This is a genomic window from Vibrio sp. B1ASS3, from assembly GCF_905175355.1.
Lineage (GTDB): Bacteria > Pseudomonadota > Gammaproteobacteria > Enterobacterales > Vibrionaceae > Vibrio > Vibrio owensii.
On the sequence record NZ_HG992742.1, the window covers coordinates 1,173,417 to 1,197,632 of the forward strand.

21 protein-coding genes and 2 pseudogenes are annotated in these 24,216 nt (G+C 45.1%); 11 read left to right on the forward strand and 12 right to left on the reverse strand.

The features are described 5' to 3' along the window. Window positions 1-16: 16 nt before the first annotated feature. Window positions 17-469 (reverse strand): hypothetical protein, encoded by a 453-nt coding sequence (locus KJB05_RS05430; protein ID WP_208444948.1) that lies wholly within the window; start codon window positions 467-469, stop codon window positions 17-19. A gap of 578 nt (window positions 470-1,047) precedes the next feature. Between KJB05_RS05430 and KJB05_RS05435 the strand changes: the two genes are divergently transcribed. The 10 genes and pseudogenes from KJB05_RS05435 (at window position 1,048) to KJB05_RS05480 (ending at window position 11,688) form a co-directional block, all read left to right on the forward strand. Beyond that, the gene (locus KJB05_RS05435; protein WP_104036867.1) at window positions 1,048-1,290 is read left to right on the forward strand and encodes a helix-turn-helix domain-containing protein; all 243 of its coding nucleotides are present in this window, start codon (window positions 1,048-1,050) and stop codon (window positions 1,288-1,290) included. A 279-nt stretch (window positions 1,291-1,569) separates the two neighbouring features. Beyond that, window positions 1,570-2,163: a tyrosine-type recombinase/integrase gene (locus tag KJB05_RS05440; RefSeq protein ID WP_085343577.1), complete on the forward strand. Its 594-nt coding sequence runs from the start codon at window positions 1,570-1,572 to the stop codon at window positions 2,161-2,163. A 188-nt stretch (window positions 2,164-2,351) separates the two neighbouring features. Continuing rightward, the gene (locus tag KJB05_RS05445) at window positions 2,352-2,756 is read left to right on the forward strand and encodes a DUF6088 family protein (RefSeq protein WP_085343578.1); all 405 of its coding nucleotides are present in this window, start codon (window positions 2,352-2,354) and stop codon (window positions 2,754-2,756) included. A gap of 1 nt (window position 2,757) precedes the next feature. Further along, window positions 2,758-3,699, forward strand: coding sequence for a nucleotidyl transferase AbiEii/AbiGii toxin family protein (locus KJB05_RS05450; RefSeq protein WP_208444947.1), 942 nt, complete (start codon window positions 2,758-2,760; stop codon window positions 3,697-3,699). Between the two features lie 19 nt (window positions 3,700-3,718). Then, window positions 3,719-5,250 (forward strand): annotated as a pseudogene (locus KJB05_RS05455) (type I restriction-modification system subunit M). Further along, entirely contained in the window at window positions 5,240-6,475 is a 1,236-nt protein-coding gene (locus KJB05_RS05460; RefSeq protein WP_208444945.1) for a restriction endonuclease subunit S, read from the forward strand. The pseudogene KJB05_RS05455 and the gene KJB05_RS05460 overlap by 11 nt, the downstream one beginning before the upstream one ends. A gap of 65 nt (window positions 6,476-6,540) precedes the next feature. Further along, entirely contained in the window at window positions 6,541-7,377 is an 837-nt protein-coding gene (locus tag KJB05_RS05465; protein ID WP_208444944.1) for a hypothetical protein, read from the forward strand. 42 nt (window positions 7,378-7,419) lie between these two features. Next, window positions 7,420-10,725 carry an HsdR family type I site-specific deoxyribonuclease gene (locus tag KJB05_RS05470; protein ID WP_208444943.1) on the forward strand — a complete coding sequence of 1,102 codons (3,306 nt, stop codon included), beginning with the start codon at window positions 7,420-7,422 and terminating at the stop codon, window positions 10,723-10,725. A gap of 2 nt (window positions 10,726-10,727) precedes the next feature. After that, the gene (locus KJB05_RS05475) at window positions 10,728-11,504 is read left to right on the forward strand and encodes a SprT family zinc-dependent metalloprotease (RefSeq protein ID WP_208444942.1); all 777 of its coding nucleotides are present in this window, start codon (window positions 10,728-10,730) and stop codon (window positions 11,502-11,504) included. Window positions 11,505-11,514: 10 nt separating this feature from the next. Continuing rightward, window positions 11,515-11,688, forward strand: coding sequence for a hypothetical protein (locus KJB05_RS05480; protein WP_170960937.1), 174 nt, complete (start codon window positions 11,515-11,517; stop codon window positions 11,686-11,688). 504 nt (window positions 11,689-12,192) lie between these two features. Here the strand turns inward: KJB05_RS05480 and KJB05_RS05485 are convergent. The 3 genes and pseudogenes from KJB05_RS05485 to KJB05_RS05495 form a co-directional block, all read right to left on the reverse strand. Further along, window positions 12,193-12,444, reverse strand: a complete 252-nt coding sequence (locus KJB05_RS05485) for a GlsB/YeaQ/YmgE family stress response membrane protein (protein ID WP_005439775.1) — start codon at window positions 12,442-12,444, stop codon at window positions 12,193-12,195. A 125-nt stretch (window positions 12,445-12,569) separates the two neighbouring features. Then, window positions 12,570-14,297, reverse strand: a complete 1,728-nt coding sequence (locus KJB05_RS05490; protein ID WP_208444941.1) for a transporter — start codon at window positions 14,295-14,297, stop codon at window positions 12,570-12,572. Between the two features lie 77 nt (window positions 14,298-14,374). Next, window positions 14,375-15,769 (reverse strand): annotated as a pseudogene (locus tag KJB05_RS05495) (glutamate decarboxylase). A 363-nt stretch (window positions 15,770-16,132) separates the two neighbouring features. Here KJB05_RS05495 and KJB05_RS05500 point away from each other — a divergent pair. After that, the gene (locus KJB05_RS05500; protein WP_005439768.1) at window positions 16,133-17,824 is read left to right on the forward strand and encodes a mechanosensitive ion channel domain-containing protein; all 1,692 of its coding nucleotides are present in this window, start codon (window positions 16,133-16,135) and stop codon (window positions 17,822-17,824) included. 77 nt (window positions 17,825-17,901) lie between these two features. Here the strand turns inward: KJB05_RS05500 and KJB05_RS05505 are convergent, their stop codons facing one another. The 8 genes from KJB05_RS05505 to rlmA form a co-directional block, all read right to left on the reverse strand. Beyond that, a complete protein-coding gene (locus KJB05_RS05505) occupies window positions 17,902-18,186 on the reverse strand; it encodes a putative quinol monooxygenase (RefSeq protein ID WP_208444940.1) in 285 nt (94 codons plus the stop codon). 68 nt (window positions 18,187-18,254) lie between these two features. Further along, on the reverse strand, window positions 18,255-18,650 hold the full coding sequence (locus tag KJB05_RS05510; RefSeq protein WP_045480672.1) for a VOC family protein: 396 nt from the start codon (window positions 18,648-18,650) through the stop codon (window positions 18,255-18,257). 100 nt (window positions 18,651-18,750) lie between these two features. Then, the gene (locus KJB05_RS05515) at window positions 18,751-19,047 is read right to left on the reverse strand and encodes a ribbon-helix-helix domain-containing protein (protein ID WP_208444939.1); all 297 of its coding nucleotides are present in this window, start codon (window positions 19,045-19,047) and stop codon (window positions 18,751-18,753) included. A 139-nt stretch (window positions 19,048-19,186) separates the two neighbouring features. Then, window positions 19,187-19,966, reverse strand: coding sequence for an alkaline phosphatase (locus KJB05_RS28515; protein WP_244868323.1), 780 nt, complete (start codon window positions 19,964-19,966; stop codon window positions 19,187-19,189). Next, the gene (locus KJB05_RS28520; RefSeq protein WP_244868316.1) at window positions 19,900-20,763 is read right to left on the reverse strand and encodes an alkaline phosphatase; all 864 of its coding nucleotides are present in this window, start codon (window positions 20,761-20,763) and stop codon (window positions 19,900-19,902) included. Before KJB05_RS28520 ends, KJB05_RS28515 begins: the two co-directional genes overlap by 67 nt. 711 nt (window positions 20,764-21,474) lie before the next feature. Further along, the gene (locus KJB05_RS05525) at window positions 21,475-21,834 is read right to left on the reverse strand and encodes a hypothetical protein (protein WP_208444937.1); all 360 of its coding nucleotides are present in this window, start codon (window positions 21,832-21,834) and stop codon (window positions 21,475-21,477) included. 459 nt (window positions 21,835-22,293) lie between these two features. Further along, window positions 22,294-23,241 carry a ChaN family lipoprotein gene (locus tag KJB05_RS05530; protein ID WP_038896092.1) on the reverse strand — a complete coding sequence of 316 codons (948 nt, stop codon included), beginning with the start codon at window positions 23,239-23,241 and terminating at the stop codon, window positions 22,294-22,296. Between the two features lie 84 nt (window positions 23,242-23,325). Further along, window positions 23,326-24,168 carry a 23S rRNA (guanine(745)-N(1))-methyltransferase gene (rlmA, locus tag KJB05_RS05535; protein ID WP_208444936.1) on the reverse strand — a complete coding sequence of 281 codons (843 nt, stop codon included), beginning with the start codon at window positions 24,166-24,168 and terminating at the stop codon, window positions 23,326-23,328. Window positions 24,169-24,216: the final 48 nt, after the last annotated feature.

A 24,216-nucleotide genomic window follows, 5' to 3' on the forward strand; every position in this document is an offset into this window, starting at 1 on the left:
ATTTTTTCCTTTTCAATCAGTTTAAGCGCACTTTGGTCGCTTGAATTTTTTGTAGCTTATCTGCCGATGTATTGATGTTTTGGGCGTTGGTTTTAACCGTACCACTTTTCGCCGTCATTGATACTTGAGTCTCCCCTGAGCGTAGGACGACACTTTCATCGCCTTGAACAACCATGTTTTTGGCTCGGAGTATCAATAGGTCTTCCTCTAGTAGAGAGGTGAAGATGTCAACAAGGATAGGAAGGCTAAGATCGCCATCCATAAAGTTGATTTGGCAGTTCAATTGGTTATCAATAGCGAGATCTATGTCAGAAGCTTTAAACGCTCGACCTATGACTGCCCATATAGGCTGACCGATTGGATTCCCGTGAAAATTGACTTTAACGCGAGATTTATCTGAGTGAACTTCATAGACTTTACCGATTCGTGGGTAGACCTTTTTTGAAGCATCAGGTTGCGACGATTTCATTGCTGTTTCCAAAAACAAATAACTTTGGATTCTAGCAATCGAAATGAATCAAGGTGCTTATTCTTTATGTGGGGTAAAAGTAATTGGCGGTAGTGAATTACACGCAACTTCCTTTTCAAAGCACTTTTAGGGCTTTAAAGCGAAGGAAGGAGGCGTTATTTTGTGATTTTAACCTTGCACGTCAGACCTTGTAAAAGTGTGACTCAGGTAACAATAAGGCTATTAGCTATCGCGGTAAGAGAAATCATCTTAATCTATGGCACGGATGAGCACTCTGCCTACAAAGGCTGTGATCTTACTCTCATCCCAATTAACAAAAGATTTAGGGAACTTTCCTGTTAATTCGGACTCCGAGCTTATTCATTTTCTATACAGCTGCGCTTAATTCATGAGCTTTGACGGATACTTCGAAAAAATACAGCGAAAAATGAACGCTGCGAGCTCATTAGAGACACTTGTAGTCTGGCGAAAAAGGATCAACATTGGTAATTCTGGTTTGCCCTACAAAACTCAACAAGGGCGCTTAGTCGCACATTGCTATACATCGTTCAAAGAAGAAAAAGTAAGAGGAAAAAAATATGACGACCTTGATAACGCAGGATGAGGTGGTTCAATGTGTGAAACAAGAGCTTGAATTGACAGGTATTGCAGATAAAAAGCATGCAGCGCCCGATCTCAGCCAATTACTACCAGAAGTGAAGTGCACGATTGTCGAAGTGCTCTTGCTGCATACCCGAGGCAATCAGGCTCAGGCCGCACGAATGCTTGGAATGAATCGTTCTACATTGCGAAAGATATATAAACAAAGCCTTAAACGATGAATGCTATCTATTAGCAAGAAGCGGCTTTTGCAAATCCTGCCAATCGCTGCATTAGAATGGTACAAAAGCCGCCAAAGAGAACAAAACGTCCTCTATTCTTCCTCAAGGTGCCTCATCGAAAGTCTTGGACGGATTTTAAAAAGGCACCAAGAAGGGGAGCGAGACTAGAGTAGCCACAATCAACCGTCAAGCATCTTCTTAATTACCAGCACCACTTCTTCTGTATACCACCCACTAACCTTACTAAGGCCACTTCTAAACTTAGACTGGAGGTCAATTATGTGGACGAAGAAAGGTCATCTAACTGGGCAGAAAAAGCCTTTCAAGCTTGAAGACATATGGCGAATTCGTACTCGGCTCGAAATCGAAGAAAACATCATGGAACTCGCCTTGCTGAATCTCGCCATAGATTGCAAGTTACGATCATGCGATTTACTTAGAATGAAAGTGAGAGACATATCCTCTGGCGGTGTTATTCAAGACCGTGTGCTCTACAGTCAAAGTAAAACGGGGCGAGAGGTGCAGTTTGAGATCACTTCCCGTACAGCACAATCGTTAGCACAGTGGATCATGAAAAGCCAAATTACCGCGTCAGATTACGTGTTTCCTAGTTCCAGAAAGCAGGGTAAATCCATGAGCTATAGCCGTTATCTAAAAATCATTCGTCGTTGGGCAACAAAACTTGGCTACGACTCATATCAGTATGGTACTCACTCAATGCGCCGAACGAAAGCAACACTCATTTATGCACGGACAAAGAACATACGTGCGGTTCAATTATTGCTCGGACACGTAAAACTCGACAATACCATTCGCTATCTTGGTGTTGAAATAGAAGATGCATTAAAGATCTCTGAGAATACCGATTCTTGAACTAGGTCAGCATTTGCTATTGGCAATGGCTGAATTAGAATGTCGTCACTTAAAGTTATTTATTTACATTAACTTATTTATTTTTAGGTGTATGGCGATGCCGTTTTTCTTCATTCTGTCATGCCGTATCTATTCCTTGAATGTACACGGTCAGTTATACTGCTGTTATTGTACGTAAGGAGGTTCAAATGACAGCAGCAGACCGCATTTATCAAAAGATAAAGCGTTCAAGACGTTATGTATTTGAACGCAAAGACTTTGATGGATTTGCAAGTTACGACCAAATAGGTCGGGCCCTGAGGCAGCTTGTGCAGCAAGGTGAGTTAATGAAGCTTGGCTATGGCTTGTATACCAAAGCAAGAATCAATAGTCTCACAGGTAAGCCTATGCCGACTAATCCGGGAGGGACCGATGCCCTTATGCGAGAAATTCTTAAAATGAAAGGCGTTGATTTTGAGATGGATAGTCTATCGCTACAAAGTCTTTCAGGTTCAAGCACCCAAATTCCATCTTCTATTCAGTATTCATGGGACCCAAAACAGTTTAATCGCAAACTGGTGGTCGGTAGCCGTGTGCTGAACTTACCAAGTTAGTATGAACACACTAAAACAACAGTTCCTTGAGGTTTCCGATGCGCTTGAGCTCGGAAACCCAGCCATCATTGAAAAAGATTACTGGGTCGTGGCTTTACTGGCTGAGCTAGCGAAAGTTTGTCCTGAGCATCATCAAATGGTCTTTTCTGGCGGCACTGCGTTGGCGAAATCAAACGTTAAAATTCTAAGAATGTCGGAAGATGTGGATATAAAACTCATCCCCAACCCAGCATTTGATGAACTGAGTCGAGCAAAAAAGAAAGCCGCGAGAAAGGCATGTGTTAACGAGATTGAACAGGCGATCACCCAGTCAGAGCGATTTACCGTTGAAGCGCGTTCTGTGCGAGATGAGTACCGCTACGTCGAGTTTGAACTTAAATACCCGCAGCAGTTTAGTCAAGCGCCCTGCCTTCGCCCCATCATCAAGTTAGAGTTAATCGAAACCATTCCATTACTGGATGTAGAGTCGCGCAGCATTCAATCTCTGGTTGCAGAGTTGTACCGACAACCGCACGAAGTGAGTGCGTTTGATTGCGTCTCTGTCTATACCACACTAATTGAAAAAGTTATTTCGATGCTTCGCCGTACCATGTCAGTGAAACGCAATACGGAGCGAAGCGATGATGTTGCTTTAGTTCGCCACATTTACGATGTGCACTGCATAACAACGCTCTCAATGCAAGAACTCGACTCGATTGACGGTCTATTCAAAGCGGTATTGGCAGAAGATATTGCCCGCTTTGGCAATCAACATGCCGAGTTTGTTGCCAACCCCAAACAAGAGCTACAACTTGGCCTCAAAGAGCTTGAGGAAAATGCAATATTCCGCCAACGCTTTCAGGAATTTGTCACGCCAATGGTGTTTAACACCGAACCCCATGATTTTGATACCTGCTTTGCCTCATTTAAACGCATTGCAGCATCGCTAATTGAAAAAATTTAACGCTATTCGAGATAACTTAATGCCAAACTCTACTATCAACCAAGATCCTCTTTACCAAGATCAAGTCAACAAAGCCGTCTGGTCGGCGTGTGATACGTTCCGTGGCACCGTAGACCCATCCATCTACAAAGACTTTATCTTGACCATGCTGTTCTTAAAATACATCTCAGATGTACGTCAAGACAAAGTGGAAGAACTCACCACTCAGTTTGGTGACAACCAAGATATGATCGAAGCCATGCTTGCGAGCCAATCATTCAAAATTCCAGCAGGTTCAACATTCTGGGACTTGTACGAAGCTCGCTTTGAAGCAGGCAATGGCTCTCGTATTGACCAAGCATTGCATGCGATTGAAGAAGCCAACGGCACCAAACTAAAAGGTGTGTTCCAAGACATCAGCTTTAACACCGATAAACTGGGTGATGAAAAGCAAAAGAACGACATTCTACGCCACCTATTGGAAGACTTTGGTAAGCCAACCCTAAACCTACGCCCAAGCCGTGTTGGCTCGCTGGATGTGATTGGTAACGCCTACGAATACCTGATCAAACACTTTGCGGCTGGCAGCGGTAAATCGGCAGGTGAATTCTATACTCCGCCAGAGGTGTCGGATCTGCTTTCTATCATCCTAGAGCCACAACAAGGTGACAGCATTTGTGACCCTGCATGTGGTTCAGGCTCACTGTTGATGAAGTGTGGTAAACAGGTTCAGAAGAACTTTGCAGGCTCTAAGCAGTACGCTCTGTTTGGTCAAGAAGCAATTGGCTCAACTTGGTCATTGGCAAAAATGAACATGTTCCTACATGGCGAAGACAACCACCGCATTGAATGGGGCGACACCATTCGTAACCCTAAGCTACAAGATGCTAATGGTGGCTTACTGCACTTTGATGTCGTAACCGCAAACCCGCCATTCTCACTAGATAAATGGGGTCATGAATACGCAGAAAGCGATCACTTTGGTCGTTTCCGCCGTGGCGTGCCACCAAAAACCAAAGGCGACTACGCATTCATCTCGCACATGATTGAAACCCTAAAACCAGAGACGGGCAGAATGGGCGTGGTTGTGCCTCACGGCGTGCTATTCCGTGCATCAGGCGAAGGTAAAATCCGCCAACAACTGATTGAAGAAAACTTGCTAGATGCGGTGATCGGCTTACCTGAAAAACTGTTCTTCGGCACGGGCATTCCAGCGGCAATCTTGATCTTTAAGAAGAAGAAAGACACCAAGGATGTGATGTTCATTGATGCTTCGCGTGAGTTTAAGTCTGGCAAAAACCAGAACGTCTTACGGCAGAAAACATCGACAAGATCGTGAAGACTTACCGCAGCGGCGACAACGTGGATAAGTACGCGTATGTGGCAACGCTCGATGAGATTCGTGAGAACGATTACAACCTCAATATCCCTCGCTACGTGGATACCTTTGAAGAAGAAGCGGAAATCGATTTGATGGCAGTACGTAGTGAGCGTTTGGCGCTACAAACTGAACTAGCCGACCTAGAAGCGGAAATGGCGGGCTACCTAGAGGAGTTGGGTTATGGTGCCTAATGGTTGGGTTGATGGAAGAGTTGGAGATCTTTTACTTGGCCTTGAATCAGGAGTCAGCGTAAATGGAGAAGATCGACCTCTTGAACAAGATGAAAAAGGTGTATTAAAAGTAAGTGCAGTTTCTTATGGCGTATTTAGACCAAATGCAGCTAAAGCTATTACATCGGCTACCGAATTAGCTCGTGCAAAAGTTAACCCTAAGCAGGGACAAATAATAATAAGCCGCAGTAATACAGAAGAGTTAGTAGGAGCGAGTGCGTACATTGACGGACAATACGATAACTTGTTTCTACCAGATAAGTTATGGCAGACGGTTCCAAAACTTAACTCTAATATGAAGTGGCTAAGCTATTTGCTTTCATCTGAACATTGCCGATATACGCTATCCAACTTAGCAACGGGAACAAGCGGTTCAATGAAAAATATCACGAAAGGTGAGTTGCTTAGCTTGAAAATTGGTATACCACCTCTCCCAGAACAACGCAAAATCGCCCAAGTCCTTTCGACATGGGATAAGGCAATTGCAACCACAGAAAAGCTGATTGATGCCAGCAAGCAGCAGAAAAAATCCCTAATGCAGCAGTTGTTGACGGGTAAAAAGCGTTTGCTTGATCCTGAAACGGGTAAAGCGTTTGAGGAAGAGTGGGCTTATGTTCAAGCAGGCAGTATATTTGCGACAAGGTCTAATAAAAAACATAACTCAGATCTACCTATACTTGCGATCACGCAAGATCAAGGTGCTGTTCCAAGAGAACTGATTGATTACAATGTTTCAGTGACTCAGGGCAGTATTGCAGGCTACAAAGTTGTTGAGATAGGAGACTTCATTATTAGTTTAAGAAGCTTCCAAGGTGGTATTGAATATTCTAAATACAAAGGTATTTGTAGCCCCGCTTATGTGATTTTACATCCGAAAATAGAAATAAGTGATGACTTCTACAAATATCATTTAAAGTCTTTTTCTTTTATTCAAGCAATGAAGAGTCGACTTGAAGGCATTCGTGATGGAAAAATCATTAGTTATAAATATTTTTCAGAAATCAAGTTACCTCAACCATCACTAAAAGAGCAGGAAAAAATCGCCTCAGTGCTTACCGCTGCCGACAAGGAAATCGAGTTGTTAGAAGCCAAACTTGCATACTTCAAGCAAGAGAAAAAGGCGTTGATGCAGCAGTTATTAACGGGTAAACGCCGCGTAAAAGTGGCAAAAACCGAAGCCGCTTAATCTACTCTCTCAACCTATGTGATGCACAGCCTCACATAGGTTTACTAAAAGCTAGGTAATACACAATGTTAGTATTCAACTGTACAAAAGCCGCTGCGGACTTCTTCACAGTGAAACGCAATGGCAAAAAAGTCTCTCCATTGGAAGCGCCGCCAACGGATTCTATCAGTAATTCTGAACCAGTAGATGCGTTCAGAACCCAACCTCCGATGAGTGCTTGGCTGGTTCATGCGGTAAATGTACAACGCAAGAAAGTACTAATCGCCATGCACGTTGAAACTCGCTATTCCATGGTGTTTGTTGGCATTCAAAAAGGGGATTGGCTCGAGTTCACTAATCAGCTGCTTGAAAGGCTGTTTAACAATATGCAGTTCTTTGGTGAAGAGTTCGAAATGTGCGATGAAGAGAGCTTTGAAGAGATGTTCAATGAGTTCATCAAACTTCATCCTAAGCCTTACTTTTGCCAACGCGGTGACCGCAGCGTACAAAGCCATATTAATGATGTTGCTTGGCAGTTTGAAAACCGAGTTTACCAAGCGGGTTCTCTACCTGAAGGGCATGAACAGTCAGCAAGCTTTGATGAGTGGATTAACAGTTTAATTCGCTCGACCAAGCAGAAAAAAGATCACTTTCATCCCGATGAAGAGATGTTCATTGATTGGATGCAAACTTATAGTGAGTTGGGCGGCAACGAGGACAAACTGATCCGCCAGTTATTTAGTTCTCTACGCCGACAGATGATGCACGCCGAAATGGTTAAGCATGGGATTCCCGATGACAGCTATCTGGACGAGATGAATGCCGAACTTAACCAAGCGATGAATGAATACTACGAAGGAATTGGCAGCATTCCTAATAACGTTATCGATTTCAATCAGGCCAAAAGTCGTAAGCACCATTAAATACAAAAAAATTAGAACGAATCGACAAATTAAGAGATAACAATGTCAGGCAACTTACCCAACTTCCGTGAAGAGCAAAGTGCAAAAATCCCTGCACTAACTTTGCTTACAAACCTTGGCTACCAATTCATCCCGCCGAGTGAATGCATGGCAATGCGTGGCAACAAAACCACGGTGATTTTGCCGCAGGTGTTACGCAAGGTTCTGAGTTTTAAAACCTACTCATTCATGGGTAAAGAACGCCATTTATCGCAAGCTGCGATTGATAAAATCGTGCAAGAGTTGGCTAACCCTGCGATGAATGAAGGGCTAAAAGCCGCCAATGAAAAGCTCTATAACGCGTTAACCTACGGCATTAGTGTCACTGAATTTGTCGAAGGTAAAAAAGCTAACCCAACCATTCAAATCATTGATTGGGACACACCTGAAAACAACCAATTTCATTTCACCGAAGAGATGGAAGTCGAGAACGCTCGTGGTACAGGCAAACGCATTCCTGACGTGGTCTGTTTCGTTAATGGCTTACCTTGGGTAATGATAGAAGCAAAACGCCCCGATAGCAGCATCAACGGCAAACCCACCATCACCGAAGGTATTTCGCAAAACATCCGCAACCAAAAAGTGGATGAAATTCCGCATCTGTTTGCTTACAGCCAACTGTTGCTATCCATCAATGGTCATGATGGTTTATACGGTACGTGCGGTACACCAGAGAAGTTCTGGGCGAAATGGAAAGAAGAAGAAATCACCGAAAGCACCTTTGAGCGCCTTAAGAACACCTCACTGAATGACGCGCAATTGAATGCGATTTTCAGCCATCGCACGGCAGCGATTAAAGACGAATACCTATCACTGATTGCAGGCGGTGATTTGGTGGTGACAGACCAAGATCGCTTATTGGTATCCTTGCTGCGCCATGACCGCTTGCTAGAGCTAACTCGTTTATTCACATTGTTTGATAAAAAAGCAGGCAAGATTGTTGCGCGTTATCAGCAAGTATTTGGCATTAAAGCCTTGGTGGAGCGCATCACCTCTTTTGATGAGAAGGGCGCACGAAATGGCGGTGTGATTTGGCATACCACAGGTTCGGGTAAGTCTTTCACGATGGTGTTTTTGTCAAAAGCCCTGATTTGGCTAAAAGAGTTAGCGAAATGCCGCGTTGTGGTGGTGACTGACCGTGTCGATTTAGAAGATCAGCTTGCTCGCACTTTTGCCTCTGGCGGCGCACTGTCAGATAAAGACAAAAAAGAGGCAATGGCAACCACAGGTAAACGCCTTGCCGAGCAAATCGGTAAAGGCAATGAGCGCATCATCTTCTCGATCATCAACAAGTTTGGTACAGCGATTAACCTACCTGAATGCTACAACGATAGCCCAGACATTATCGTATTAGTGGATGAGGGCCACCGTAGCCAAAACGGTGAGAATAACATCCGTATGCAGCAAGCTTTGCCAAAAGCCGCTTATATCGGTTTCACAGGTACACCTCTGCTGCAAGACGATAAGACCGAGAACAAGTTCGGTAAGATCATTCACTCTTACACCATGCAGCAAGCCGTCGAAGATGGCACCGTTACGCCACTGTTGTACGAAGAGCGTATTCCGGATCTGAGCACCAACGATAAAGCCATTGATGCATGGTTTAACCGTATTACCGATACCCTATCGGAGAAGCAACGTGCAGACTTAAAACGCAAGTTCGCGCAAAAAGGTCAGATCTACCAAACCGAAGGGCGCTTAGAGCTCATTGCGCACGATATTTCTGATCACTTTCAAAACTTTAAGCAGCAAGGTTTGAAAGGACAACTGGCGTGTGATTCTAAAGCCTCTGCAATCCGCTATAAGAAGCTGCTCGATCAAATCGGTAAAGTCACTTCTGTGGTTGCGATGTCGCCACCTGATACCCGTGAGGGACACGATAGCGTCGATAGTGAAAGCACCGATTTGGTGCAAAATTGGTGGAAAGAGAACGTCGCACAGAAAGGCTGGAGCGATGAAAAAGCCTACACCAAGCACCTCATCCAAGAATTTGAAAAGGATGAAGGCCCCGACATTATGATCGTGGTCGATAAGCTATTAACAGGCTTTGATGAGCCTAAAAACACAGTGCTCTATATCGACAAGCCATTAAAGCAGCACAACCTTATTCAAGCCATTGCGCGAGTTAACCGCTTACATGCGAAAAAGCAATTTGGTTATTTGATTGATTACCGTGGCATCTTACGTGAATTGGATACCACTATTGAGAAATACCAAGATTTAGCTGAGCGTACCCAAGGCGGCTTTGATATCGATGATCTCAAAGGTTTGTATAACCGCATGGACACCGAATACAAGAAGTTGCCAGGTTTGTATGATGACCTATGGGCAATTTTTTCTGGTGTGAAGAACAAGCAAGATGGACAAGCACTGCGTCAAGCTTTGGCACCTAAAATTGATACGATTGATGGTCAACTGACAGATACCAACTTAAAGCTGCGTAATGATTTTTATGATGCGCTGACTGCGTTTGCTAACTGCTTAAAAGTAGCTCTGCAATCGGCTACTTACTTTGAAGATAAGAGCTTTGATGATAAGCGTCAGCTTTATAAAAACACGTTGAAATCCATGAGCCAACTGCGTCAACAAGTACGTGCAGATGCAGAGGAAACCGTGGACTACGACGAGTATTCGGAAAATATTCGCGCCATGTTAGACAAGCACATTGCAGGTGTGTCGATTGAAGAGCCAGAAGGCGCTTATCTGGTTGGCAACATGGGTAAAGATGCCAAACCAGAGCAAATGACCGATGATGAAGCCAATAACAAAAAGGATGTCATCACAGGTCGTGTAACCAAGATGATTGAGCAAGATTTGGCGGATGATCCGTATGCCCAAGAGTATTTCTCAAACTTGTTAAAGCAAGCTATCGAGAAAACCAAGGAGATGTTTGACAGCCCTGTAAAACAGTACCTTCTGTTTGCAGATTTCGAGCAGCAGGTTAAAGATCGAGAGGTAGCTGGAATGCCGACTGATCGCTTTGCAGAGCTTGACCCTAAAATCAAACGCCATGTTCACGCCTACTATGGTCTGTTCTTAAAACATGGGTTGCTAAAAGAAAATGGGGGAGAGCCATTACCTCTAACCGAAGAGCAGTGCTTTCAGTATGCGTTAGACATTGATGGCATTGTGCGTAAAGCGGTTGCCGAGTTTTCAATTAACCCATCGGAGATTGAAAATCAGATCCGTTTAGGACTGCTGCCACTGCTGTTCGCTGATGTGGGTATCGATAAAGCGCAAGCTATTATTACAGATGTTATTCAAATCACCCGTCTTGGCCTGTCTGGTAACAATAAGTCAGGTCACTAAGCATGACTTCTGTTAACCATCAAGAAGGCAATACCGAGGAATACAGCTTCATCTATGGTGATGAAGCTGTTACCTATGAGGTGATCCGCAAGGTATTTGCTGAAGGCAAGAAAAAGAAAATCACCATCCGAGTGCATCCAGATTGCCGAGTGGTTGTCACTGCGCCTCAGGATGCTGAGAAATCAGCAATCCATGAAGCGGTCATGCAACGCGCTCAATGGATTTGGAATGCATTGGTAGAGTTCCGAACTCATTTAGAATATGTGCAAACCAAACACTATGTGAGCGGTGAGATGCAATTCTATCTAGGCCGTCGCTATGTATTAAAGGTGGTTGAAGACAGAGATGCCATTTCCAGCGTGAAGATGGAACGAGGTAAGCTGTTAGTCACGCTTAACCGCTTTAACGAAGATAAGCCAAAGCTCGTCAAAGCACTGGTATCTGGTTGGTATGGCGTTCGTGCAGAACGGGTTTTCCACGAACGCTTAGCTGAGCTTTTACCGCAAGCAACGTGGGTAGAGGGTATCCCTTCATTTCGCATTATGCCGATGCAAAAACAATGGGGAAGCTGTTCAGCCAAAGGCACGTTGATGCTCAATCCTCACCTAATCAAAGCACCCAAAGAGTGCATTGATTACGTCATCTTACATGAACTTTGCCACATCGCAGAATACAACCATAGTGAACGCTTCTGGCGCTTATTAACCGGCGTGATGCCGAGCTGGAAAGAAGTGAAAAGTAAGCTCGATGGTATGGCGGAGTTGTATTTAAATGAATAAGGATGACTGAATGAGATGTCCTACTTGTGAAAAACAAATTGGCTGGGATTGGCTCGAAGATGAGTGTATTGAACCCAATGAAGAATTTGAGTGCCCTCATTGTGGTGAAACTTTACGTTATGAGATTGATGAAGGCACATATCTTGGTGCCCAACATATAACGATTGAAGTTGTGGATGATTAAAAGTGCGCTACTAACTATTCTGAGTATTAAGCAACCTACAAAGTGAATAGCTATTCATCTTCATAAGTGGCTTCTGTATTGGTTCGAGTAAAAAACTTCAGGGAATAGCTGCTTTACTCTAAGTAAAATTTGTCCAGAGGTGAGTTAGAAGGTATATCTGGCAAGTGTGATCACCATTGCATTGTATGATGCAAAGCATAGCTATGTGGAAGAGTGCTTTCACGTGGAGTGGAACACTGACTAGCGACAAAATGTCGAGAACTGCTTTGATCTACTTGATGGGATAGTTGAGAATTTTTGGATGATTTTCTCAGGTTTTGCTTAGGGAAAGGGCTTTTTGTTGAGAAATCCATGAACCCATTGGTATTGCTGGTCTCTCTCAGGATTCATAAAAACAAAAATTAATTCTTGTGGTTCTTGAATCACCCAAACCGCCCATAGTCGAATGTAAACAAGCCTTTCATTATGAAAGGCTTGTTTGTTATTGAATGAAGTAAAAAGTGCTCAACCTTTTAAGAAACGGTTGTAGACAAACAATATAACGAAAGCACCTAAAGTCGCGGTGACGATGCTGCCGATGTTTACGCCGTCTGCACCGCCAAGGCCCACAAAGCTTCCTAAGAAACCACCAACGAAAGCGCCTACAATACCGAGCACCATAGTGGCAATCCAGCCGCCTCCGTCGTTACCAGGCATCAACCACTTAGCCAGTGCACCTGCAATCAAACCTAGAATAATCCAAGATAGAAAGCCCATAATTTCTCCTTACTCATTATTGTGTTAGCTATCTGCTATCCGTTTGGAACTGTTACGATTCAATCATAGTTCATCCCGCTAAAACTGCTCTTTTGTTAACTTGTTAGGGGTTAACGCATGGCGGGTTAGCTAATGACCATGGCGATGTAACCTAATATCAGCACCAATACAGAGGTCAGCGCATAAGGCACAGGGTAGCCAATTGCGGGCATGTCACTGTGGCTGGCATCTTGAGCCCCTTTCATTGCCGGTGTGCTATTGCGTCCGCCAGCGCAGGCTCCGGCTAAAATCGCAGGATTCATCTTGCGGAAATACAAGCCGTATAACCAAGCTAACAGAGGCGGCACGAGTGCTGCGGTCACACCCAAGAGTGCAATTTTAATCACGATGATGCCTTGGAATGACGCTAAGATTTTCGGTCCTACGGTTGCCGCCAATACCGCGACAAATAGGTTTAGGCCGATGTCTTGCAAAAAGCTTCTCGCGCCTTCGCTCATCGGGCCGCCAAAGCTTGGGTTATGGGTTCGCAAAAAGGAAAAGACGATTCCCGTTAGCATGCAACCAGCTGACGTACCTAACGCAAAAGGAATGCCAGCAACCGTGACACTCAAATGGCCAAAGACATAGCCAATAAGAAGCGAGAGGGCAAGGTAGAAGGTTTCAGTTACCGTGCTCTCTACAATCGGGACGCTATTGAGTTTGGACGCGGTTTGCTCGACACACCATTGGGAGCCTGCAATACGTACAACGTCACCCACTTCGACCTTAGTTTGCGACAACAAAGGCTGCTGGTGGCCTTGTCGAAATATTGCTTTGAAATAAACGCCAAAGCCCACTTCAGCATGCAATTGTGCGACCGTTTTCCCTGCGTGTTCGGATTTGCCAACGTGGATATCAGCCACTTCGATATCGACGTTTCTTGCTCTTGGTTCGTCGACTTCGTTACCGATGTCTGCTTCGCCTTCGGCAATCAGCACGTGATATTCCCCTCGAATGCCAATCACATCATTTAACTCAAGTATTGGATTGTCAGAAGCATCAATGACTTGGTCACCTCGAACCACTTTTAGTACCGCGGCATCAGGGAACTTCTGATACAACTCTTGAACTGAACGCCCGACGAGTTCTTGGTGCGAAACTTTGTAGGCTCTCACATCAATCGGAAGTACGCCGACGTCAGAGAAGCCAAATGTACTTGGCAATTTTTCATTGTCGTCTCCAGTGGAGTATTCCGCTTCAGCGTCTTTGCCCGCTTTAACGGGATCGATACCAAATAGGGAAGGAAGGTACTTAATAAATAGGATGATTAAGACAGTTGAGAGAACATAACTGATTGCGTATCCGGCTGCGATGTTGGCACTGACATGATCAATACTCATGCCTTCAGGAGGGGTAAAGGCTCCCGAGCTTATTGCCGATTGCGCAACGCCCATTACGGCGGTCACAGTATAGCTTCCAGAAATGATGCCAGCCGCATAGCCCGGCTCTAGCCCCATCAATTTTGCGCCGATCACCACAATCGCGAAGTTGCTAAAGACCACAATGAGCCCGATAACCACAAAGTCGATGCCGCCCCGTGCTAACCCAGAGAAAAATTGCGGTCCGACTTTCATCCCGATGGCGTACATGAACATCATCAAGAAGATGTCTGACACCAAGCCCGGTTCTTCAATTTTTAGCCCGTAAACAGAAAAGGAAGTCAGCGCTAGAGCAACACCAACGACTAAGGTTCCGGCGGTTGTACCTAAGCTAACGCCTTTAAAGGTTAATCGGCCAAGTGGATAACCAATGGCGAGAGATAAAAAGAGAAAAACGAATGGGTTTTCTGACAAGTAACTAAAGAGAAAAGACATAGTGTCACCTGTTACCTAGTGAGTGGCAGAGCGAGGTACAACCCATATTCCTCGCTCTTGCGTGTAAGGTGAGAGCGTTAACCGTGATTGAAGTTGCTCGATTCGTCTGCATCACTGCCGTTAACAATCGGATGTTTGGCAAAGAAGTCGACGCAGTGTTGCAAATCGGCAATCAAAAGATCGGCCATATCGCGGCTAAATCCGTGGCGAACCAAAATGCGCATGATCACCAGATCTTCGCGTTCTGCTGGCATGGCGTAAGCGGCGATCTGCCAACCTCTTGATCGGATGCGATCTGAGAGATCATAGAGGTTGAAGCCCGGATTCGCGTCTTCTTTGAGTGACCAACTCAGTGCAGGTATCCCGCCGTGTCCGTCGTAGATAATCTTGAACATGCCCATCTTCTCGACCTCCTCTGCTAGATATCGAGCGGTGTCGTAACAGGCTTGGTGGATCTTTCGGTATCCCTCTTTACCGAGACGAAGGAAGTTGTAGTACTGAGCAACGATTTGACCACCAGGACGGGAGAAGTTGAGGGCAAAAGTTGGCATGTTCCCGCCGAGATAGTTAACGTTGAAGATCAGATCTTAATGCAACGCATCCGCATCTCGCCAAACCACCCACCCAACGCCTAGCGGCGATAGACCAAATTTATGCCCAGAAGCATTGATTGATTTGACTCGTGGTAGACGGAAATCCCATTCTAAATCTGGATCGCAGAAAGGAGCGAGGAACGCACCACTTGCACCATCGACATGGATTGGGATGTCTAACCCTGTTTCCGCTTGGAGTCGATCTAAAGCCTCATGCACGGCTTTTACAGGTTCATACTGACATGTAAAAGTCACCCCAAGAGTTGGAACGACACCAATGGTGTTTTCATCACAACGTTTAATCACTTCTTCTGGCGTCATGATTAGGCGATCGCCTTGCATAGGAATTTCGCGTAGTTCGATATCCCAATAACGAGCGAACTTGTGCCAGCACACCTGAACGGGGCCACAAATCAGGTTAGGGCGGTCAGTCGGCTTGCCTTGCTTCTTCATTTTTTCACGCCATGCCCATTTCAGAGCCATACCGCCGAGCATGGCTGCCTCACTGGAACCCGTCGTTGAGCATCCCATCGGGTTTTCGGCATCTGGCGCATGCCAAAGGTCTGCCAGCATGTGAACACAACGAGATTCGATTTCAGCGGTTTGTGGGTACTCATCTTTGTCGATCATGTTTTTGTCGATGCACTCATCCATCAACTTGTGTACTTCTTCTTCTACCCAAGTTTGGCAAAATGTGGCGAGGTTCTGGCGAGAGTTGCCGTCGAGCATCAGTTCATCGTGCACCACTTGGTAAGCATGTTCCGGCGAGTGTTCTTCATCTGGAATACGATACTTGGGCATAACAACGGAAAGATCTTTCGATGAGTACACATCATCGAGAATAGAGCCACGGACGGTCGATTTTTTATGAAGAGGCATGTGAAATCCCTTATCTTATTGAAACAATTGCGCTTGTTATCAGTAGTGATTGGTGTTCATAAGACAGTTTTGACTGCCAATTAAACGTAGCAGAGATTTTTATAGCCGTTGATTTTGTGACTCGTTGTTTGGGCTGTCGCACAGACTTTGTGCTGAGTTAAGCGAAGAATACAGAAGAAGTGGCAACTGCTATTCCATATTTAGATTAAGAAAATTTGGATCCGCTGTAGGAACTTTGACGCATAATTTACTAAATGCTGCTCGGTTTGCGGATTCGTGTTGTAAACTTAGAGCATCTAATTTCAAGGATTTACATTCCGGCGCTTGGTCACCCCGATCAAGATTGTCTCTTACGAGGTAAAAATGACGTTACTATCCCCCCTAAAAGTGCGTTTTACACCATTTGTGGTGTTATTTATGGCGTTTGCTTTGACCATGAGTTCCTTTGTGGTTCGAGCAACAGAAAGCACAGAAACGGTCGTAGAAGTACCAAAGGTTTCTGCCGCTGAAAAAGCGATTGATAACATCAACCAAGACATCATCGATTTGTCTGAAAGCTTGAAACAAGCCAGTGGCGATGAGCGTGATGCCTTGCAACTGCAACTGTTCCAAAAAAATGAAGAGCTGCGCAGCCGCCTCGCGACAGCAATCAGCAATAAATCGATTCCTCATGAGAAGCTGATTGAGCTTGTTCAAACTCAAGAGAAGTATTCTGAAGGCGCGGTCGTTTACCTAGATGACAAAGTCAAAACGCTTAATGAAGAAATCAATACTGCAAAAGACGAAGACAAACTGTCTTTAGTCAACAGCTATCGTGAATTGCAGCAGTATTTGGACGTAAGCTACGAATCAAGCTGGCAGAACCTTAACTGGCTGAAAACACTAGGTGTGCAAGATGAAGATGCGGAAGCGACATTCAAAGACAACGTTGATAAGCGCATGCGCTTGCTGTCTGCGTCGATTGAGTACTTGAATCAGCAAAGCGAAATCATCGGCTCACAAATTTCCTCTAGCCCAGAGTCAGAAAAAGCGTCTCTGCAGCTAAGCCAACTGATCCTAAAGCAACGACTAAATATCGCGACAGAGAGCTTACGCAATCTGATCACCATTGGCGATAAAGTTGGCCTAGAAACATCGGAATACAAGCGTCAGATCTTTGAGGTGACAGGTAGCATCACGCATGATTTGCTGAACACCAAAGTAATTCTGTCTATCTTGAGTCATTGGTCGAACTCAATGGTGGATTGGTTTGCTGAAAACGCACCACAGCACATCTTCCAGTTGTTTGTGTTTGCTCTGATCCTGCTGATTGCCCGCGCACTGGCGAAGCTAACGCGTAAAGTGGTTAGCAAGACGGTGGCATCGAAGAACTTGAAGCTGTCACACTTGATGCAAGACTTCTTTATCTCGATGTCAGGCAAAGCCGTTTGGATCATCGGTATCATGGTTGGTCTATCTCAAATCGGCCTTAACCTTGCTCCAATCCTGACCGGTTTCGGTATTGCTGGTGTGATCATCGGTTTCGCATTACAAGATACGCTATCAAACTTCGCTGCGGGTATGATGCTACTGATCTACCGTCCGTTCGATGTCGGTGACTTTGTTTACGCAGGTGGTGTAGACGGTAAGGTAAGCCACATGAGCTTGGTGAACACCACAATCCGTACTTTCGATAACCAAATCATCATCGTGCCAAACAGCAAGATTTGGGGTGACGTGATTAAGAACGTGACACATGAGCGCATTCGCCGTGTCGATATGGTTTTTGGTATTGGTTACTCAGATGACGTACTAAAAGCAGAAGAAGTATTGGCAGATATCGTGACGTCTCACCCTTCAGTACTTCGTTCTCCAGAGCCAATGATCAAGCTTCATACGCTGAACACTTCTTCAGTTGACTTCATTGTTCGTCCTTGGGTTAAAACGGATGACTACTGGGATGTATACTGGGATGTGACCCGAGAAGTGAAACTGCGCTTCGACCGTGAAGGCATTTCGATTCCATTCCCACAACAAGATGTGCATTTGCACATGGTGGAAAAGAAAGAAGCATAAATTTCTTTTACTTGAATCCAAAATCAACAAAAAGGCGCTCAATTAGAGCGCCTTTTTTATCGGTTTAGCAGTAAAGATTACAGCTCATCCAAGAACGTGATTTTTGGTTCACTGGCAAGTAAACCATCAATCTCACTCAGTAGAGTCTGGAAATGTGCTGTTTTGCAATGTTCGTCAAACGCGGCTTGGTCTGCAAATTGCTCTTGGAACAAGAATTGGCTTGGGTCATTTTTGTCTTGGAACAAGTGATAACGCACGCAGCCAGTCTCATTTCGAGTCGGCTCTAGCATCGCTTCTAATGCTTGTTTTAGTTGAGATAAGCAGTCAGGTTTTGCGTGAAATGCAGCAGTTAAATGAATCATAGTTGTGTTTGCTTCTTTGTTGTTATTAAAGGGGATAGTGGCCGTTCCTGTTAGAACAGAACTTACTATCAGAGATAGCGACCTTGACGCTGCAAGAACTCAATTTTGTAGCCGTCTGGGTCGGTAATGAAGAAGAATGTTGCTAAGTGCTTTTCCTGATGGTCAAAGACTTTGATGTCACTGGTTTCAATATCCAATGAGTTAAGGCGTCGATGTGTCGCCGCAATATCCTCCACACTTACAGCAAGGTGGCCGTAACCTGTGCCATGTGTGTAAGGTTCACTTTGGTCGTGATTGTGCGTCAGTTCTAGCTCAAATCCTGTTTCTGGGTTTGCTAGGTAGGTAAGAGAAAAGCCGTCGAATACGTATTGGTCTTTGATTTCTAGCTCAAGTGCGTCTTGATAAAACTTAAGAGAACGCTCCAGATCGCTTACGCGGATCATGGTATGAATCATTTTTGTCATGAGTACTCCTTAATTGTGCGCTTAGACTAGTCAGTTTTCGCGCGCAATAGGTAGTACTCAGGTACGACAATGAACGTTGGGGGAGGTGTGGGTGTTTTGTTTAATGCAGTTCGTTCAACGCTTGTGCCATGGTCTCTTGAGGCTGGCGTGCATACGTTAGACAAGCGCAACGCAGCAAGGAGGCAAAGTTGTTTACTTCACCATTATGCTCCAACGCTTCTTGGTAAACCGCACTGATGAACTTCGGCACCGTCATCTCTTGTGCAGAAGCGATCTCTTCTAAGATCAGCCAAAAGCTGGACTCAAGTTTCACGCTCGTAGCATGGCCATCGATACGGATAGAGCGGGTGATAAATTGGTAGTTTTCCTGAGGTTGCTTAGCAAATATTTCGCACATGGTATTGATCGTATTTATAAATAACCCGCAGATATTGGAACGTTGAGTGCGGGGCGTCAACCGTTTCTATGTAAAAAAACGCCCTCTAATGAGGGCGTGAAGGTTTCACCAAAAGATGAAAGTAAGTGCAAATTACGGATTATTTGATTTGTTGAATCAGGTATTCACCCAGCTGTGAGTGATGCATGATTTTCGAAACCGGAAGAATAGTACCCGCTGGCCCCCATGCAAAAACGTTTACCGGAGTATGCGTGTGTGTGCCTGTTCCCCAGACTGTATTTTGTTTGGTCGCTTGCTCACGTGCTAATAAGTTGCCACGGTCGTTGTATGGGAAGAAGGCGTCAAAGTCGTTGACCGCTGGGACATTCTCTTCACTCAAATACTTGTGGCTCGCGAGGCGGTAAGGGTTAGGCTTGCTTGCTAATACGCGCGCAGCTTGCTCTGGTGTGATGGAGAAGTCGCTGCTCGCGTTGACAATTTCAGCCAACTTTTCTGGCGTCTGTGCTGCTTCATCGAGTTTTTGGAACTCACTGATCATGCCGTAGTAGCTTTGCTTTTGATTGTAGAGGCCATCGAGAATATCAAACTGGCCAAAGTTGAAGTTGGGTACGTAATCGCGGTTCGCAAATGCTTCGCCACTGCGCTTTTCTGGCTTTGGCAAATTTGCTGATGAGTAACTGAATCCAAAAGAGCCAGTTTCATGATCGGCAGTGACGATAACAAGAGTGTCTTCGCGACCTTTTGCCCATTCATAAACTGTATTTACCGCTTCATCAAACTTGATCAATTCATGCAGCATGGTGCCTGCATCGTTACTGTGACCTGCCCAGTCAATTTGACCGCCTTCCACCATCAAGAAGAAGCCATCTTTATCCTTGAAAGGACATCGAGCGCTTTCTCTGTCATTTCTTTTAACGATGGTTGGGTACGTTTCGGATCGTCTTTGCTGTGGCTGTAAGCTATGCCATCATTCATGCCGGAATAAGCGAAGAGCCCCAGTACTTTTTCACCCTTTGCTTGTTCAAGCATGTTGCGGTTAAACGCTAGGCTGTAACCTTGCTGCTGCGCTTCCGCCAGAAGGTTTCGCTCATCTTTACGTTTTGATTTTAGGTAGACGTCGCCTTGAGTCAGTTGCTCAAGTTGCTTGTAAGTGTCGCCTTTGTCGTTGGTCGATTTAGGAATCCAATGACGAAGGCCGCCAGAAAGCATCACATCCACGCCAGTCTCTAGCATGTCTACGGCGATACTGTTTTCTAACGAGCGGTGAGGTTGGTGAGAGGCAAAAGCGGCAGGTGTCGCGTGCGTCATGCGGGTATCTGAAACCAAGCCTGTTGCTTTCCCTTTTGCCTTCGCTTTCTCCAAAATTGTTTCAACGTGGTTGCCTTGGCTATCGATTCCAATCACTTCAGAAGCGGTCGGAATGCCGGTCGCAAGCATGGTTGCTGAACAAGCAGAATCCACAACGATGGCGTCTTCTGGGTTTGTCAAAGAGGAGCCGATTACTCCTTCTTGTGCCAGTTTGTATAGTGCGGTGGTTTCGCCTTTGTAGATAGAGTTTGGTGCATGATTGGCGTAGGTCTCTAACAAGCCAACTTGTTGAGGGCCCATGCCATCGCCAATCATCAAGATGACGTTTTTGATTTCTGCAGAGAGCGCATTGAAAGAAAGTGTGGATGCCGCTACTGCGGTTAGAATTGGGGTCACTAAGTGCTTCATTGTATATTCCTTATTTATAAAAGCGCTCGAATTAAAACAAGGATTTATTGCAGAAATGCTACCGTCATAAAAGGTTCATGTGGAAGTCACTTTTATTCACTAAGTCTAGGGGCTGTTGCTCCTTCGTGGTTGAGTTTTGTTCGATGGGACGCCCAACTATTCTTAGCGTCCGCCTTGTATAAACAACCTACAAACTGCTGCAAAAATCAGCTCGAAAGGTTAACAGACCTTAAAATAAGAAAAGCCCACAGAAGTGGGCTTTGAGTTAAGTTTAGGAGTCGAAAGTCATGAGCTAAAGCTACACCGCTTAGGCAGGGCTTGGGTCACGATGAGCAAACTCGATTGAGGAAGGCATGGAAGCCTTTTTAGAACCAAGTTTGGTCAGTTTTGCTCTCACCATGTTGTCTGAATAGAGTGGCAACTCCTCCTGCCCTTCTAAAGACAAATGATGAACAGCAAACAGAACTCGCCTTACGCAGCAGCATAATCGAGATAATTCTGTGAAATTTGGGATTCGTCGGGCGCGAACTTATCGGCTGTACTTAATAGGAAAATGGAGAAATTGAGTTGAAGAAGGGCAAGATTGAAAAGCCTTTTTCATAGTCCATCGTCCAATAATGAATCGTCGACCATTATGGACTGGAGCAAAAAACGCGTTCAAATGAGGATGGTTATCGTAACGAAAGAAACTCTTGCTTAACGCGGGTGAGGTTAAACAAGAGCCAGAATAATGCCGCCAACGGTCAGTGCAGCTGAAAGATATTGGCCTGCCGAGTAGGAGCTGTCTTCCTCTTCTTCGATAGTATCTGGATGGTCCATACCGAGAGCGCCATGTGCAAAAGATTCAACCTTATCGCCAACGGTTTTGTTTTCCGCTTCGACCTTTTTACTCTCATGGTCGATTTGCTGTAGAGCGGCAAGCAGCGCTTTTCCTTCAGAAGAAAGCGTCACTTTGTTTTGTTCAACCTTTAGTGGCGCTGCGTCGGTAGTTTGATCTGCCTTTTTTGCTTGTTCAACTTTGTTTTGTTGAGCAGCGTATGTATTAACTGAATTGCTTCCTACTGGATTCATCTGTTACCCCTTCGAACAACGACACTCCTTCATGAGTGCAGGTATACCCAAGTGACTTCAAGATGCAGGATTCAGAGCGTTGTCATTGATTCGAGGTCAAGGAAAACAACGCAGCGTAATAGCTGGCTCTTTCCAAGTTGTTTGACGCAGAAATTGGGTCAATGACACGCTCCCGAAGGGCGAGTTGACTTGGCTTGTATACTTTGTTGTCGATTCTTGATTTGGGCCCACCAAACCTTTAAATCGCCGCCGCGTCTACAAACCAAGTCATTCTCGCTGAACCTAGCATCTCGAGGTTACTTGGGTATAAAAAGCAGTTATATCTATATCGACGGCAAACGTTATTTCTTGAATCAATCAGAACGAAAATAGGTCTGTTTTTGCCGCTTCCTGTCACTATTCGGAAACTAAAGCAAAAAGCAGACCTATTTATCTAAAGTCGTAGTCGGATTTTTCTGATTACTTACATTGAAGATCGCTATTACGCTTAGCAAGGTGCTTGTACGCAGCCATGCGGTTTGCGTCTTGTACGTAACGCACCGGTGGCGCAAGGACTTCTAGTTGGTAATCCGAACCGTCTGAGGTGATGTCCGCAGTAGGGGTAATGACGACAACGTTTAAATCTGGGTTACGATTCAAGATAGAAGCCGCTGTCCCTAAACCGCCTTCAGTATGGAATTTGCCCGCGACGTGAACTACTTGAGTACCCGGATGTTTCTCTAGGTATTTAACGATGGATTCTGCCATGGTCTCATCCCATGTAACCTGAGCTGCGTATTGCTTCTCGGTCTGCTCTGGCTTGCCGTGGTGCATGGATGCCATGAACTTCTCTTTGTATGGGCTGTTTGCTGTGTTGACTTCGTCTGCGACAAAACCGCGCTCATCACTGTCGAGCTTATCTAAGTAATCGATGCCTTGGCGGCCAATGCAACGCACAATATTTTTCGGCGCATTTGCGGCAATCACGGGAATATCAGCTTTCTTGGCAAACTCAACTAGCGGGCGGTAATCACTTTCGTAGTTTGGCCAAGCATTACTCTGCTTCATAAAGTATTGCTCACCAATTTCGCCGTTTAGGTATGAATCTAAGATTGCTTGCTTGTCGCGTGTGACCTGCTCCATTGAAAGCGCAAGAGGGCGACTAGCAGAAGACAACTGCTTTAGCATGTCGGTTTGAAAACGGTGGATACCAGCGTGTGTGTGCCATTCACCAATCAAAATTACGTCGGCTTGTTGTAGGGCTGGAGTTAGCTGGTTGACTGAGATGGCTTCACCGGAAGGGGCGTGAAGCTGGTAGTCGTAGAAACTGGTTACGTCGTCAGTTGCGGCGTTGGGAGCGGTCGGTGCATTTGAAGCACAACCAGTAAGCAAGCCTGCAAAAATCAGACTTAGTGTAGAAAAGCGCATTAAAAAGCCTCCAAAAATGTCCGAATGATATTAATGGAGGCTGATAAATGAATCAATGGTAATGAGAATAATTAGCGTTACATTTTATGCTTCATTCTCAGATTGAGTCGATTTCTTACGGTAAACACGCAACATAAAGTCAGCCTCACATTGGAAAAGTGTAGATGACTTTAGCTCTTCGCGAAGTTCGTCGCTGGCTTTCCATGCGAATGGTGTCATTTGCAGTAGGTCGAATGCGACGCCGTCTTTTAAGTCCATGGTGTAGTTGAGCTTTTGTTGATGCTCAAGTTCGAACCCTTCAATGTTCTCTGGTTCTTCGTTGTGCAAGCGTATCTCTTGATAGATACGTTCACGGAACTGGTACAAGTGACGGCCTGCTGGCGTGACTGTGATAACAACACCGTTATCTTTAATCACACGTTGTAGCTCTTCTGCTTTACACGGAGCGTAGATACGCAAAATCGCGTCTAAAGATTGCTCTGCAAACGGCAAGCGATGGCTTGATGCCACGCTGAAATCGCAATTTGGGTAGCGCTTAGACGCGAAACGAATGGCGACTTTAGAAATATCCAGACCATACACCGTCGCTTCTTCATTTTGTGAATGCAGAGACTGCTGAACTTGGTCTGTGTAGTAGCCTTCGCCGCAACCAATATCCAACAATTGATGGCTTGTGCCTTCGGTGTATTTGGCACATAGGCTTGCCACTTCTTGGCGCATCGGATCGTAATGGTTGCCTTCTAAAAAGCGACGACGTGCTTGCATCATCTCTTTGTTATCACCTGGATCTTTTGAGCGTTTGTGGTGCGCTGGCATCAAGTTGACGTAGCCTTCTTTTGCTAAATCAAACTGATGGTTGTTTTCACACTTAAACGTCTTTGCTGTTAGCTCAAGAGGTTGGTGACATAGAGGACATTGATAGTTCATGACGATCTCTGGACAGGAAGTAGGGCGGCAAATTCTACCAAAAAGGGA